Origin of the sequence: Streptomyces sp. NPDC006326 (genome assembly GCF_040612915.1) — a bacterium.
In the GTDB taxonomy this organism is placed as follows: Bacteria; Actinomycetota; Actinomycetes; order Streptomycetales; family Streptomycetaceae; genus Streptomyces.
The window spans coordinates 1-13,376 of the sequence record NZ_JBEXRC010000084.1; the positions used below are offsets into that span (position 1 = coordinate 1).

Below are 13,376 nucleotides of genomic sequence, written 5' to 3' on the forward strand. Positions count from 1 at the left end.
CCATCCCCTCCGCCTCCCCCGCGCCCCCCCCCCCAAACACCCCCCGCCCGGGCCCGGCCGCACCCGGCGCGGCGCCGCCCCGGCGGCCGCCGGGCCGGCCGCGGCGGGGAACCAGGCCGGGCATGACCCGAATGCAGGCCTACGCCCGGTCCTCCTCGTCCAGGGGGCGCTTGCGGACCAGGAGGACCACCAGGCCGCCCAGCACCACCAGGCCGACCGCCAGCGAGGCGATGACCGGGGTCGCCGCCGAGCTGCCGCTGGTGGCGAGGCGCTCCTCGTCGGAACTCGCCGGACCGGCCGGGGCCGCCGCGGCGGCGGAGGCCTGGTTGGCGGTCACCGCCTCACCCCCGGCCGCCTCGGCGACCAGCGGCTGCGGCCAGACCGCGGTCGCCGTCGCCGCTGCCGAGGACTGGCTGGACCCGGCGACGATCTGCGCCTGCGCCGGAATCCCGCTGGTGAAGACGCGCCCCACCGGGACCTTGGTCGAGCCCTGGACGGTGACCGAGGCCGTGCCGTCCGGTGTGCCCGCGGGCACCTCGAAGTACAGCCGGCTGCCGTTGGCGGCGCTGGTGAGCGGCTGCCCGTCGGCGTCGACCACCCGCACCCCCATCGCCACGGCCGCCGCGTCCGGGGCGAGCGCCACGCTCTGCGCCCCCGTCCGCACGGTGACCGGGCCGATCCTGGTGCCCGCCGCGCCCGAGACGCTGCCCGGCTCCAGCCTCAGCGAGGCCGGGGGCTCCGGGAGCCGCCCCGCCGACCGCTGGAGGTAGTCGGCGAGCTTCTGCGCCGCCGGGTCGGCGGCCTCCACCTGTGCCCCGTCCGCCAGCCGCCAGATCGCCACCTGGGTCCCGGCCGCGGCGCTCTCCGCGGTGAGGGCCCCCGCGCCGGCCGCCTTCGCCAGCCCGGCCAGGTCGTTCAGCTGGGGGTAGGAGTGCTCCAGCACCCAGCGGATGCGGCCCGCCTCACCGTTCCCGGCGAGCGGGCTGCCGCTCCAGCCGCTCTCCGTGTAGTGGGCCTGGGGCTGCGCGGTGCCGGTCACGCCGACCCCGTAGGTCTGGAGCATGCCGCCGCCGTCGACCCGCATCTCGTAGAGCCCGGCCGGGATCTGCCGGACCGAGCCGTCGCGGGCGTGGAGGACGGCCTGCCCGTACGTCTTCAGCCCGTCCAGCACGGCGCTCGCGCCCTCCGGCGTTCTGGACGTGGGCGCCCCGGAGTCGGCCGCCGCCGACGCGCCGGGCGCGGCGGTGAGGGCTGCGGCCAGCAGCGCCACCGCGAGCGGCCGCCGCGCGGAACTCCGTACGGGCGCCGGCGGCACCGCCCGGGCACCGGGACCGGCCGCGGCAACCGCGGCAACCGCGGCAACCGCAGCAACCGGGGCAACGGGGACAACAGGAGCCCCAGGGACAGCAGGAGCCGCAGGAGCGGCCGCCGGCGCGCCCGGAGGCGTGGCGGCACGGTGGAGCGGAGAGGGAGCGGAACCAGGAGCGGAGGATGCGGGAACGGCAATCGACACAGTCTTCCCCTTCGGGCCAAAGACCCAAGTGCCCGTGAGTACCGGGGAATCCTAGCTGCCTCGAACACTCAGACCACCGCCGCCTTCTGAGTGGCCATCAGTGCCGGTTCCGCCTTCACGACCCGGCGGAACGCCGCCGTCCCCCGGTTCAGGTCGTGCCCGACCGCGGTCGCGTCGATCTCGGCCGAGAACCACCCCCGGTTGCCGTCCCCGTCGGGCGGGTCCTCCCGCACCCGCAGCCGTCCGTGCACCACCAGCGGCTCCCCGACCGATACGGAGCCGGCGAGGTTCACGGCGAGGGTGCGCCGGGCCCACACGGTGTAGAAGCTGGTGGAGCCGTCGGCCCAGGCATCCTTGCGCCGGTCGAAGTACCTCGGCGTGACGGCGAACCGGAACCGGGCCGAGGGCCCGCTCACCGTCTCCTTGTAGTCGATCTGTGTGGCCACATGGCCGATCAGCGTCACCACGGTGTCGTTCATCGCGGCCGCCCTCCCCGCACGTCCCGACCCGTACGGACCGTCCGCACGAGCAGGAACCATGCTGGCGCCGGCCGCCGGTCCCCGCTCCGGCCTGTGGACTACTGACGGGTTGTGGACAACCTGGTCCCCCCTGCGGCGACTGCCGCGTACTGTTCGCGCACCTCCCGGTAGCGCAGCAGCTCCGCCGCGACCGGCTCCAGCACCCGGGCCCGGCCGCAGCCGGCCGCAGCCTGGCGCAGCCGCCGCTCCGCGTCCTGCCCGTACCGCCGCGCCGGGCCCCGGGCGGCGAGCGAGCAGGCCCACTCCACCAGCGGCCCGCCCACGATGCCCGCCGCCATCAGCAGCACCGGCGGCAGCAGGCACGGCTCCAGCACGCCGACGATCTGCCCGGACAGCCACAGTCCGCCGAAGATCTGCAGCAGGGTCATGGCCGCCTGCGCCAGCACCGCCGCCGGCCACCACGCGGGGCGCGGCGGCTTGACCCGCGGCACCGTGACCGCCGTCCCCAGCGTCACCGCGATCTCGTCCAGCGCCTCCGGGAGGTCCTCGGCGCCGCGGACGGCGGTTTCGCGTACCGCCTGGGCCCAGGGGTCGGGCAGCCCGGCGGCCGCCGCGTCGGCGACCGTCCGCACGGCCTGCTCCACCCGCTGCCGGGCGGTGACCTCCTCCTCTACCGGCGTGTCCGTACCCATCGGCCCGCGGCCCCCCATGGCCGCCAGTGCGGCCAGCCCGGACAGCGTCCGCGGGGCGCGCCGGCTCTCGTACCAGCGCCACAGCCGCAGCCACGGTGTGCCGCAGGCCTTGCCCGCATTGCGCCGCCAGGCCCGCTCGGCGGCGAGTCCGGCCGCATGCGCGCCGACCGCCTCCGCGAGCCGGTCCTCGAACTCGGCGCGGGCCGCGTCCCCGATCTCCGGTCCGGGGTGGCCGTCGGCGACGTAGAGCGGGCGCAGGCGCAGCGCCGCCCGGTCGAGATCGGCGGAAATGCGCCGGGTGGCGGCTCCCTTCTCCTGGGTGAACTGTCCGAGCAGCTCGCGCAGTTCTCCGACGCCCTCTCCGGTCAGCGCGGACAGCCCGAGGACGGTGGCCCCGGGCTCGTCGTGCTCACCGAGCGCGATGCCGTCCTCGTCGAGCAGGCGCCGCAGGTCGTCGAGGACGAGGTCGACCGCGTCCGCGGGCAGCCGGTCCACCTGGTTCAGTACGACGAACGTCACCTCGGCGTGTCCGGCCAGCGGCCTCAGGTACCGCTCGTGCAGCACCGCGTCCGCGTACTTCTCCGGGTCCACCACCCACACCACCGCGTCGACCAGCGCCAGGACCCGGTCCACGTGTTCGCGGTGGGCGCCGACGGCGGAGTCCAGGTCGGGCAGGTCGACGAGGACCAGCCCGCGCAGCGCCTCGGCCTCCGAGGTCTCGCGCGGCCGCCTGCGCAGCCGGCCCGGGATCTCCAGCCGGTCAAGCAGCCCGGCCGCCCCGTCCGACCAGCTGCAGGCGATGGGTGCGGCCGTCGTCGGCCTGCGCAGCCCGGTTTCCGAAATCTGCACCCCGGCGAGTGAATTGAAGAGCGTGGACTTGCCGCTTCCGGTGGCTCCGGCGATCGCGACGACCGTGTGCTGCGCCGACAGCCCGCGCCGGGCGGCGGCCTCGTCGAGCACCCGGCCCACCTCGGTGAGGCTCTTGCCGTCGAGGATGCGGGTCCGGGACAGCCCGACCAGCTGGCGCAGTGCGTCGAGGCGCACCCGCAGGGCCTGCGCCTCGGGGCTCGGCGGCGGTGAGGGCACCTTGCCGCCGTCGCTGCCGGCCCCGGACAGGGCCCGTACCAGCGCGTCGTCATCGTCGTCGCCGTCCTCGTCCGTCCGCTCGCCGATCCGGCGCGAGCGGGCGATGAAGCCGTCGTCCCAGCGGTCTTCGGTGCGGTCGGCCAGGGCGCTCACCGCGTCACCTCTCCTTCTGCAGTAGGGACAGCGCGGCGATCAGCTCGGCCTGTGGTTCCGGGCTCACTTCGAGCGCCTCCAGCGGCGCGAGCCGGCGGTCCCGTTCGGCGCGCAGGACCTGCTCCAGGTGTTCGCCGACCAGCTCGCCTCCCCTGTCGCGCAGCCGTACGGCCCCCTGGACGCCGATCCGCTCGGCGAGCTTCTCCCCGGCGGGCCGGGCCCGTCTGCCGCCGAGGAGGGCGGCCACCAGCAGGGCGGCGACCCCGTCGGGGTCGGGCGGGGGCTGCTTGTCGAGCCGGGCGACCTCCTCCTCGGCCAGCTCCTCCAGCACGCGCCGCCAGCGCCGTACGGCCAGGCCGATGCGCTCCGCCGCCTCCCGGTCGGGCGCGGGCAGCGGTACGGCCCCCGCGGCCGGCTCGCGCCGCCAGGCATCGGCGATGCGCTCGTCGGCGGCGGCCACGGCGCACTGCAGGAGGGCGGCGAGGGATTCGGCCAGCGAGTCGAGCAGCTCGTCGGCGGTGGTGTCGAGGGGGTAGCCGCGCCACCGGGTCAGCGCGTCACCGGCCAGCACGGCGCCCTCGTCGAGCCGGTGGCGCACCCGCTTGCCCTCCCTGCGGAACGCCTCCTCCACCGCCGTGGTGAGCCGTACGGCGGCGGCGTGCTGGGCGGCGACGGCCGACGCCAGCTCCGGCATCCGGCGCCCGAGGGAGTCCAGCGCGCCCAGTGCGGTGCGGCCGACGGCGTACTGGCGGGCGGCCGGGTCCTGCGCGTGGTGGGCGAGCCAGGCGTACAGCGGGGCGACGGCGCTGGCCGGCAGCAGTCCGCCCCCGCCGGCCGACTCGGGCAGCTCCGGCACGGTGAACCGCGGTACTTCGCCCAGCCCGGCCCGCGTGAGCAGCGCCCCGTACTGCCGGGAGACCTCGGTGAGCACCTGGTGGGGGACGCGGTCGAGGACGATGACGAGGGTGGCCTTGTACTGCTTGGCGGTGCGCAGCAGGTGCCAGGGCACGGCGTCGGCGTACCGCGAGGCGGTGGTGACCATGACCCAGACGTCGGCGGCGCAGATGAGCTGGGCGGCGAGGGTGCGGTTCTCGACGACGAGGGAGTCGACGTCGGGGGCGTCGAGGAGGGCCAGTCCGCGCGGCAGGGTGGCGACGGTCTCGATGCGCAGGTCGCGGGTGGCGGCGGACTTCCCCCGGCCGGGTCCGCGCGGCGGGGTGCGCTTGGGGGCGGGGACCGGGTCGTCCTCTCCGGGGGGTGCCCAGACCCGCAGCAGATCGGGCAGGACCCGCTTGCCCGCGAACCAGTGGTGGTCATCGGGGTGGCAGACGAGTACGGGAACGCGCGTGGTGGGCCGCAGTACGCCGGCTTCACTCACTTGGCGGCCGACGAGGGAGTTGACGAGGGTGGACTTGCCGGCTCCGGTGGACCCGCCCACGACGGCGAGCATCGGGGCCTCGGGGGCCTTCAGCCGGGGTACGAGGTAGTCGTCGAGCTGGGCGAGCAGCTCGGCTCTGGTCTGACGGGCGCGGGGGGCACCGGGCAGGGGCAGCGGCAGACGCACGGACGCGACCCGGTCGCGCAGGGCGGACAGGGCATCGAGCAGCTGAGGCCGAACATCCAAGGTCACCACATGCGAAGAATGCCCAATTTAGGGCCATTTTTGAAGCTTATACGCCCTCTGCGCGCCGACCGCGACTCCAGTGGGACCTTTTGGATAGAGCGGACGAGTGGGACGCAGGCATAACGAGTGCACAACACCCAGGGCGCCGCGGCGCAAAAGCGGTGCGAGAATCGCACCTGCCTGCGATTATCGGGACCGCTTCACCGAACCTCCACATCGTGGCACGCGAGTGAAGCAACCGGGACAAGGCAACCGGAGCCCTATCCTTGACCCGGCACGGACCGCAGTCCCACCCCCACCTCGGGGCTCCAGGCCACCACGGCCACCTTCCGGCCCCCGTAGCTCAGTGGATAGAGCAGGTGCCTTCTAAGCACTTGGCCGCAGGTTCGAGTCCTGCCGGGGGCACTCTCACTTCACACCTCCAGCCCTCCCCCCGGGGAGGGCTTTCGTGCAGACCAGCGGCCCATATCGCGCTCGCCGCGCCGCCATTCCCGGAATTCCGCCGCGCCGGTCCGCCGGCGGCTGCTCTCGCTTTTACGGTCAGGGGGCCGGGTGGGGGTTTGAGAGGTGGGTGCGGAGGCGGGGTTTGTTGGGTTTGCCCTGGGGGGTCAGGGGGATTTCCTTCAGCCAGTGGACCGTCGTGGGGCGGTGGGCCGGGGAGAGGGCGCGGGTGACCAGGTCGCAGGCCTCGGCGGCCGTCGCGGGGTCCGGGGAGTGGCCCGGGGCCGGGACCAGGAAGGCGCAGACCTCCTCGCCCGTCAGCGCGCTGGCGCGGCCCACCACCGCCGCCTGGGCGACCCCCGGGTGGCGGGTCAGGGCGGCCTCGACCGGCAGGCAGTAGATGTTGTCGCCGTCGACCATCACCACGTCGGCCGCCCGGTCGTCGAGGTGCAGGTAGCCGTCCGGGTCGAGGTGGCCGAGGTCGCCCGTGCGCAGCCAGCCGTCCCGGATCACCTGCGCGGTCAGGTCGGGCCGGTTCCAGTAGCCCGTCATCATCGCCGCGGACCGCATCCACACCTGCCCCGTGTGCCCGGCCGGAAGCGGGCGGTTCCGGTCGTCGCGGACCTCGGCCTCCACGCCCGGCGCGGGCCGGCCGACCGAGGCGAGCAGCTCCGGCCGGTCCGCGACCGCCCTCGCGTGGTCGGCGGGGGTGAGGCGGCAGATCACCGCCGCCTCGTTCATGCCGTACCCCTGCTGCCAGCGGCCGCCCCAGCGGGTCACCGCCTGGCGCAGCCGTTCAGGCAGGATCGGTGCGGCGCCGTACGAGACCGTGCTCAGCCCGGGGATCCCCGCGGCCGTCGCGGGGTCGTCCAGCAGGCGGTAGATCATCGACGGCATCAGGTAGGTCGACACCGGTCCGAGGCGACGGCAGGCGGCCGCGAACGCCCCGGTGCCGAAGGGTGCGAGGACCTCCACCCGGCCCCCGGAGCGCAGTTCCTCCAGGCAGCGGCCGCCGGAGCGCTGGGCGAGCGAGGTGACGGACAGGTACGTCGGCCTCTCCCGGCCCTCCCGGCTGCCGCGGCCGTCGGTGCGGGCGGCCAGCGCCCGGAAGGTGGAGGCCACGCCCTTGGGGGTGCCCGTCGTACCCCCGGTGTATGTCACACGGGCCAGGTCGTCCTCCCTCGCGCGGACGGGCAGCGGCTCCGCCCCGCCGACCGCTGCCGCGCGCAGCAGCTCGTCCAGGGGGAGCCGGGCCGTGCCGGTGTCGGGCACCGGCACGTCGTGGACGACGAGGCGGGGCCGGCAGTCCCGGAGCACGAACTCCACGCCGTGGGTGCTCGGGTCGGTGACGATCTGGGTCAGCCGGGCGCCCAGCAGGTGGGCGGCGAGCCGGACCTGTACGACCTCGGCCCGGTTGCCGCCGAACACGCACGCCAGGCCGGTACCGGGCGCCACACCGTGGTCGGCGAGCACTCCGGCCAGCCGGTACACGAGGTCCAGCAGCCCGGAGTACGTCAGCGGGGACCTCCCGGGGTCGCAGGTGCCGAGCGCGGGGCGGTCGGCGTACCGCTCCAACGCGCTGATCAGATCGGTGACGTAGCGCGCGGTCATGGCGTTCGCCTTTCGGGGAGCGGGGGCGCGTCAGGAGATGCCGAAGGCCTTGACCGCCTGGTAGTACGTCCACGCCGTGCTGTCGCAGGCGGTCTTCTTCGCCGGCGGGTACCCGGCGCAGACCCGCTTCATGTCGGCGTGGAAGGCGTCGTCGACACGGGACTTGTGGGTGGCGTACGTGCCCGCCGCCCGGTAGTTGCGGTAGCCGAAGTCGTGGCGGGCGCACGCCAGGTGGAAGGGGAAGCCGAACGGGTTGTCCGGCGAGGCGGTGCAGTAGTCGGTCGACCAGTCGAAACGGTACGCCGCCCACCTGGCGCGGTCCGTGCGCGCCCGGGCCCACTCCTGGTAACCGGCCGCATCGGTCTGCGTCCACCGGCCCAGCACCAGCGGCTTGTCGGCCGGGACGGCCGGCAGGGCAGGGGCGGCCGCGGCAGCCGCGGCGGGCGGCGCGAGGGCGAGCACGCCGGCCGCGAGCGCGGAGGCGAGGACGGGGGCGAGACGGCGGCGGCGCATGGGCGTTTCCCTCCGGGACGGCCGGTACGCAGCTATAACGGCGCCTGGCGGCGCGGGTGTCGGGGCGTCGCCCGGCCGGTGGAGGCACCTCTCAGGTACGGGGCCGAGCGGCCGGCCGGTACTCGGGTAGGGGGCCGTATCAGACCTCAGTCAGAGGAAAAGCTCGTTCTGGGGTGTGACGCGGACGAGGGGGTCCAGGGCCGAGACTGGATCACATGAAGCGCCGTCCCCTCGCCATCGCCGCAGGCACCGTGGGCGTCCTCGCCACGGTTGCGTTCGCCCTCCCCAACCTCCCGCCCAACCCGGTGACCGACTCCGTCAACGACACGCTCTTCGAGGAGAAGAGCAGGCATTTCGTGACGGCTGCGGACGCGCCCCGTCAGGAGAAGCGGGCGTTCGCGCTGCCGGCCTGGATACCTGCGGACGCCACCGACATACGCATACGCGAGCGCAGCTCCGGCAAGGCCCGGGTGATCCGCTTCACGCTCGGGGCGACGCCGCTGGACGGCCCGCAGTGCTCCTCGGGCACGCCGAAGCGGCAGACCGGGCCGAAGCTGGGCGCCACGTGGTGGCCGCGGGGCACCCGGGCCGAAGAGCGGCCCGAGTGCCGGGACTTCTACCAGTACCAGGTCACGGTGCGCGGGAAGCGGGTCTACGCCTGGACCGACGGCACCCCGTCGCCCACGGCGGGCTGAGCACGGCCGGCCGGCGCCGCCACTCGAACTCCCCCTGGACGCGGGCGGGACCGGGAGCAGTCGGGGGCCGGGGTGCCCGTCCTGCCGGGAGTGGCTCGTCTACCCTCGTCGGGTGAGGACGTACGTGAACCAACTCGACGCGGACATACCGCGGACCGGCGCGCTTCCGACGGGCACGGCGGTGGCGGTGTGGTCCCTGGACACGACGCGGGAGGCGGTCGGCGGTCACCGGGTCGCCGAGGCGCTGCCGATGCTCGACGCGAACGAACGCGAACGGGCCGGGCGGTTGATGCGGGACGCGGACCGGCACCGCTACCTGGCCTCGCACGTGGCGCTGCGGGTGCTGCTCGGCGGCTACCTCGGGCTGGCGCCGGAGAAGGTGGAGCTGGTCAGGGAGGACTGCCCGTGCTGCGGGGCACCGCACGGGCGGCCCGCGGTGGCCGGGGGCGGGGTGCAGTTCTCGCTCTCGCACAGTGACGACCTGGCGTACGTCGCGGTGTCCGGCGGGACGGTGGGGGTGGACGTGGAGGTGCTGCCGAGTGCGGCGGCCGTCGCGGACGTACTGCGTACGTTGCATCCGGCGGAGACGGCGGAGCTGGAAGCGCTGCCCGAGACCGAGCGGCGGGTGGCCCTGGCCCGGGTGTGGTGCCGCAAGGAGGCCTACCTCAAGGCCACGGGCACGGGCCTGGCGGAAGGACTCAGGGAGCCGTACGTCGGCTCGGACCGGGAGCCTGCGGCGGTCCCCGGCTGGACCCTGACGGACCTGACCGCCCCGGAGGGCTACGCGGCGGCCCTGGCACTGCGCGCCTGAACCGGCCGGGCCCTGTCAGGGCCGGGGCCCTCGGGTGCCGCTTCCGGGGTGTTCCGTGCGCCTGCGGACCGGTCAGGCGGGTGGTGCGGGTGGTGAGGGCCGGTCAGAGGCTGCGGAGCAGGCCTCGGCCGACGGGGCCGTGGGGAGACCCGGGGGAAGCGCCCTCGGCCAGGGCTTCGTACGGGAGTCCGAGGGCCCGGCGCACCGCCTCCGGGGCCGCCCGCCACGCCGTGTCGAAATCTGGGTCGCCACTCGTCATCCGGCCATTATGGTGACCGGCATGGACATCCGCCCCGCGCGTACCATCGCCGAACTACAGGCCGCGGAAGGGCTCTTCGACGGCCCCGTCCGCCTCGACCGGTCCGAGAAGTTCCTGGCCGCGCCCGGACACCTGATGCTCATCGCCTACGTCGACGACGTGCCGGCCGGCATGGTCTCCGGGGTCGAGATGACCCACCCCGACAAGGGCACCGAGATGTGCCTGTACGAGCTCTCCGTGGACGAGGGCTACCGCCGCCGCGGGATCGGGCGCGCCCTGACCGAGGCCCTCGCCGCCGAAGCCAGGGCGCGCGGCTGCTACGGCATGTGGGTGGGGGTCGACACCGACAACGAGGCGGCCCTCGCCACGTACGGGTCCGCCGGAGCCCGCGACGAGGGCGTCTTCGCGATGCGCGGCTGGGGCTTCGCCGACTAGGCCCTCACCCGTACGGCGGCGAGTCGTGGGGCCAGTCGGCGCACCCTCCGCGCGCCGTGCCCGTGCCTCGCCGAGCATCGGCCGCATGACCGCAATCACCGCACTGCTTCCGGCCGCGGCCCTGCTGGCGGCGGCCACCGCCCTGCCGCCGCACACCGCCGCCGCCACCGAATCGCCCACCGCCGCCTACGTCGTCGTCCTCAAGGAGAGCACCGCACGCGCCCCGGCCCGCGCGCTGACCCGCCAGGCCGCCGAGGCCGGCGACGAGGTCGGGGCCGTCTACGAGACCGCCCTGAACGGCTTCGCCGTCCGCACCACCGCCGCCCGGGCCGCCGCGCTCGCCGCCGACCCGCGGGTGGCCTCGGTGGAACCGGACGCCGAGTTCCGGATCACCGGGACCCAGGCCCCCGCACCGTGGTCGCTGGACCGGATCGACCAGCGCGACCTGCCGCTCGACGGCTCGTACACGTACGCCACCGGCGGGCGCGGTGTCACCGCGTACGTGGTGGACACCGGGATCAACACCCTGCACCAGGAGTTCGCGGGCCGGGCGCGGGCCGGGTACAACGCGGTGCGGCGCGAGACCTCCGCCGACTGCAACGGGCACGGCTCGCACGTCGCGGGAACCCTGGGCGGGGCCACGTACGGGGTGGCGAAGGAGGTCGCGCTCGTCGCGGTGAAGGTCGCCAACTGCAAGGGCTCCGGCACGCTCACCTCCATCCTGGGCGGCCTGGAGTGGATGGTGAAGGACGCCAAGGCGGCGGCCGGCACCCCCGCCGTGGCCAATATGAGCATGGGCGGCAGCCGCAGCTACGCCCTGGACGCGGCGGTGAAGCGGGCGATCAAGGCCGGAATCACCTTCACCGTCGCCGCGGGCAACGCCGCCGGGGACGCCTGTGCGGGATCGCCCTCGGGTGTCGCCGCCGCCGTCACGGTGGGCGCGACCGACGCCGCGGACCAGTGGGCCTCGTTCTCCAACCACGGCCGCTGCGTGGACCTGTCCGCGCCGGGCGTGGCCGTCACCTCGGCCTGGAAGGGCTCGGCCACCGCCCTCGCCCGGACGTCCGGCACCTCGATGGCCGCCCCGCACGTGGCCGGCGTCGCCGCGCTGATCCTGGCGCAGGGTCTGGCGAAGACCCCCGCCGAGGTGTCCGCGGCGCTCGTACGGGACGCCGTGGCGGACCGCATCACGGCCGTCCCGGCCGGCACGGCCAACCGGATGGTGCACGTCCCGGCCGCGGCACGCTAGACCGCGTCCCGGGGCACCGCCCCCGCGCACACCGGGGCCGCCCCGGCACGGCGGCCGGCCGGCGCACGGCCGGCCGCCGGCCCCCGTCCCCGGCCCCGGCCCCCCGGCCCCGCTCGCCCGGCGCCCGCCCGCCGAGGCCGGGCCCGCCGAGGCCGGGCCCTGCCAGGGCTCGTCCGCCCACGGACGGGCAGGTCAGCCGCCTGCCCGGTCCCACGGCCCCCTCCGGCCCCGCCCGCCCGGCCGGGTCCCGCAGCCCTGCCCTGATGGGACATCAATTTCTGTGCGCTTCCGGCGAAAGCAATCCATTGACTTCTCATCACCGCGACGCGTCAATGTCGGCCACCGCACCGGCTCGGCCTCCCCCACACAGCGGGTGGGGGGAGGGGTTCGTCTGACGAAGGAGTCGCGACCCAGTGAGTACAACGTTCCGACGAAGAGTTCTGGCCGGGGTGGGCGCCCTGTCCCTGGCCCTGGCGGGCGGCGTGGTGGGCATGGCGGGCACCGCGCAGGCGGCGACCACGACCACCCCCGTCTTCGAGAACTGCGACGCCCCGGCGCCGCAGCCGGACGGTTCGGGCAACCAGAACTACACCGTCACCCTGCCCGACACGGCCAAGGCCGGCGACGTCGTCCCGATCACGATCGACCCGGGAGCGAGCCCGCTGATCCCCGGCTTCTCGGTCACCACGGTCAACACCACCAAGATCACCCTCAAGGTCGGCGCCACCACCCAGGTGGTCACCAGCCCGCCCGAGACCGTCACCGTCGTGGCCGGAACCCCCCTGGACCCGAAGGCGTTCTCCGGCACCATCAAGATCCCCGACGGCACGGAGGGCGCCACGGTCGAGGTCAGGCTCGACCAGGCGGTCACCGACGCGGACCTCAGCGGTTCGGTCTTCACCACCACGTGCGTCCCGGCGCCCCGTCCGAGCGCGCCCATCGGCTCGGTCGCGGTGGAGGCACTGCCCAAGGACCCGGTCACCACCAAGCTGACGCCGAACAGCGGCAAGGCCGGCACCGCGGTCACCGTCTCCGGCGCCAACTTCCCCGCGGGGGCCGTCACCTGCTCCGCCCTGCTCGCGGGAGCGGCCACCGGTGACACCGGCACCGGTACGGCGGACGCCTCGGGCGCCGCCACCTGCAACCTCACCATCACCAAGAAGGCCGATGCCATCAAGATCGACGGCTCGGTCACCCCGTACAAGTCCTTCGTGTACCTGGAGGACCAGGCGGGCGTGAAGAACCCGGTCGACATCGAGGTCCTCCCCGGCCCGCTGGCCCTCGGCCCGAAGGACGGCCAGCCGGCCGTCGCCTTCCCGTCGGTCACCATCAACGGCAAGGCCCAGTCGGTGGTCGGCGTCTTCAACGCCGCGACCGTGCAGGACTTCCGCGGCGGCACCCTCGGCTGGGACGTGACGGCGACCCGTACGCCGTTCCTGAACCAGACGACCGGGCATTCCATGGCGAAGGCGCAGCTCGGCATCCAGCCGTCCTGCACGGTGACCAACCCGGACAGCCCGAGCACCTGCACCGCGGGCACCCCCGGCGCGATCACCGACACCCCGATGAAGGTGGCCTCGCAGGCCGCCGGCGGGGACGAGCTGACCGGTGGTGAGTTCGCCGTCGGCGGCGCCGGGATGATCCAGCTCCCGCCGTTCATGTTCGCCGACACCTACCAGACGGTCGTCACCTTCTCGATCGCCTGATCAAACGATCGCGTGATCACGTGATCACGTGATCGCCTGATCAACCGATCGCCCGATCGCCCGATCGCCCGACCTCGCGCATCCCGGGTGGTGCGGCGCTCCCGCGCCG

The 13,376-nt window shown here is 74.8% G+C and carries 12 protein-coding genes and 1 tRNA gene; 6 read left to right on the forward strand and 7 right to left on the reverse strand.

Annotation, left to right across the window (positions count from 1 at the left end; genetic code table 11):
* Nucleotides 1-139: 139 nt before the first annotated feature.
* The 4 genes from ABZ128_RS34450 to ABZ128_RS34465 form a co-directional block, all read right to left on the reverse strand.
* Nucleotides 140-1,315 (reverse strand): thioester domain-containing protein, encoded by a 1,176-nt coding sequence (locus ABZ128_RS34450; RefSeq protein ID WP_356853712.1) that lies wholly within the window; start codon nucleotides 1,313-1,315, stop codon nucleotides 140-142.
* Between the two features lie 266 nt (nucleotides 1,316-1,581).
* Complete coding sequence (locus tag ABZ128_RS34455; RefSeq protein ID WP_356853714.1) at nucleotides 1,582-1,992, reverse strand: single-stranded DNA-binding protein; 411 nt, start codon at nucleotides 1,990-1,992, stop codon at nucleotides 1,582-1,584.
* A 98-nt stretch (nucleotides 1,993-2,090) separates the two neighbouring features.
* Nucleotides 2,091-3,923 carry a GTPase gene (locus tag ABZ128_RS34460; RefSeq protein ID WP_356853716.1) on the reverse strand — a complete coding sequence of 611 codons (1,833 nt, stop codon included), beginning with the start codon at nucleotides 3,921-3,923 and terminating at the stop codon, nucleotides 2,091-2,093.
* A gap of 4 nt (nucleotides 3,924-3,927) precedes the next feature.
* Complete coding sequence (locus ABZ128_RS34465; RefSeq protein ID WP_356853718.1) at nucleotides 3,928-5,547, reverse strand: ATP-binding protein; 1,620 nt, start codon at nucleotides 5,545-5,547, stop codon at nucleotides 3,928-3,930.
* Between the two features lie 332 nt (nucleotides 5,548-5,879).
* Between ABZ128_RS34465 and ABZ128_RS34470 the strand changes: the two genes are divergently transcribed.
* Nucleotides 5,880-5,952 (forward strand) — tRNA-Arg (locus tag ABZ128_RS34470).
* Nucleotides 5,953-6,087: 135 nt separating this feature from the next.
* Here the strand turns inward: ABZ128_RS34470 and ABZ128_RS34475 are convergent.
* Together ABZ128_RS34475 and ABZ128_RS34480 are read right to left on the reverse strand one after the other, a co-directional pair.
* Nucleotides 6,088-7,599 (reverse strand): AMP-binding protein, encoded by a 1,512-nt coding sequence (locus ABZ128_RS34475; RefSeq protein ID WP_356853719.1) that lies wholly within the window; start codon nucleotides 7,597-7,599, stop codon nucleotides 6,088-6,090.
* A 30-nt stretch (nucleotides 7,600-7,629) separates the two neighbouring features.
* Entirely contained in the window at nucleotides 7,630-8,112 is a 483-nt protein-coding gene (locus ABZ128_RS34480; RefSeq protein ID WP_356853721.1) for a phospholipase, read from the reverse strand.
* Between the two features lie 215 nt (nucleotides 8,113-8,327).
* Here ABZ128_RS34480 and ABZ128_RS34485 point away from each other — a divergent pair, with 215 nt between their 5' ends.
* Nucleotides 8,328-8,807 carry a hypothetical protein gene (locus tag ABZ128_RS34485; RefSeq protein ID WP_356853722.1) on the forward strand — a complete coding sequence of 160 codons (480 nt, stop codon included), beginning with the start codon at nucleotides 8,328-8,330 and terminating at the stop codon, nucleotides 8,805-8,807.
* Nucleotides 8,808-8,919: 112 nt separating this feature from the next.
* A complete protein-coding gene (locus ABZ128_RS34490; RefSeq protein ID WP_356853723.1) occupies nucleotides 8,920-9,618 on the forward strand; it encodes a 4'-phosphopantetheinyl transferase superfamily protein in 699 nt (232 codons plus the stop codon).
* 103 nt (nucleotides 9,619-9,721) lie between these two features.
* On the opposite strand, the gene ABZ128_RS34495 is transcribed toward ABZ128_RS34490, so the two are convergent.
* Nucleotides 9,722-9,877, reverse strand: a complete 156-nt coding sequence (locus ABZ128_RS34495) for a hypothetical protein (RefSeq protein ID WP_356853725.1) — start codon at nucleotides 9,875-9,877, stop codon at nucleotides 9,722-9,724.
* Nucleotides 9,878-9,898: 21 nt separating this feature from the next.
* Here ABZ128_RS34495 and ABZ128_RS34500 point away from each other — a divergent pair, with 21 nt between their 5' ends.
* The 3 genes from ABZ128_RS34500 (at nucleotide 9,899) to ABZ128_RS34510 (ending at nucleotide 13,267) form a co-directional block, all read left to right on the forward strand.
* On the forward strand, nucleotides 9,899-10,312 hold the full coding sequence (locus ABZ128_RS34500) for a GNAT family N-acetyltransferase (protein WP_356853727.1): 414 nt from the start codon (nucleotides 9,899-9,901) through the stop codon (nucleotides 10,310-10,312).
* 85 nt (nucleotides 10,313-10,397) lie between these two features.
* Nucleotides 10,398-11,561 (forward strand): S8 family peptidase, encoded by a 1,164-nt coding sequence (locus tag ABZ128_RS34505; protein WP_356853729.1) that lies wholly within the window; start codon nucleotides 10,398-10,400, stop codon nucleotides 11,559-11,561.
* 413 nt (nucleotides 11,562-11,974) lie between these two features.
* The gene (locus ABZ128_RS34510) at nucleotides 11,975-13,267 is read left to right on the forward strand and encodes a hypothetical protein (RefSeq protein ID WP_356853731.1); all 1,293 of its coding nucleotides are present in this window, start codon (nucleotides 11,975-11,977) and stop codon (nucleotides 13,265-13,267) included.
* Nucleotides 13,268-13,376: the final 109 nt, after the last annotated feature.

Bases quoted from the DNA above. Each gene is read 5' to 3' on its own strand.
- ABZ128_RS34455 (WP_356853714.1), bottom strand. From the start codon at position 1,992: ATGAACGACACCGTGGTGACGCTGATCGGCCATGTGGCCACACAGATC.
- ABZ128_RS34475 (WP_356853719.1), bottom strand. From the start codon at position 7,599: ATGACCGCGCGCTACGTCACCGATCTGATCAGCGCGTTGGAGCGGTAC.
- ABZ128_RS34480 (WP_356853721.1), bottom strand. From the start codon at position 8,112: ATGCGCCGCCGCCGTCTCGCCCCCGTCCTCGCCTCCGCGCTCGCGGCC.
- ABZ128_RS34485 (WP_356853722.1), top strand. From the start codon at position 8,328: ATGAAGCGCCGTCCCCTCGCCATCGCCGCAGGCACCGTGGGCGTCCTC.
- ABZ128_RS34495 (WP_356853725.1), bottom strand. From the start codon at position 9,877: ATGACGAGTGGCGACCCAGATTTCGACACGGCGTGGCGGGCGGCCCCG.
- ABZ128_RS34500 (WP_356853727.1), top strand. From the start codon at position 9,899: ATGGACATCCGCCCCGCGCGTACCATCGCCGAACTACAGGCCGCGGAA.
- ABZ128_RS34505 (WP_356853729.1), top strand. From the start codon at position 10,398: ATGACCGCAATCACCGCACTGCTTCCGGCCGCGGCCCTGCTGGCGGCG.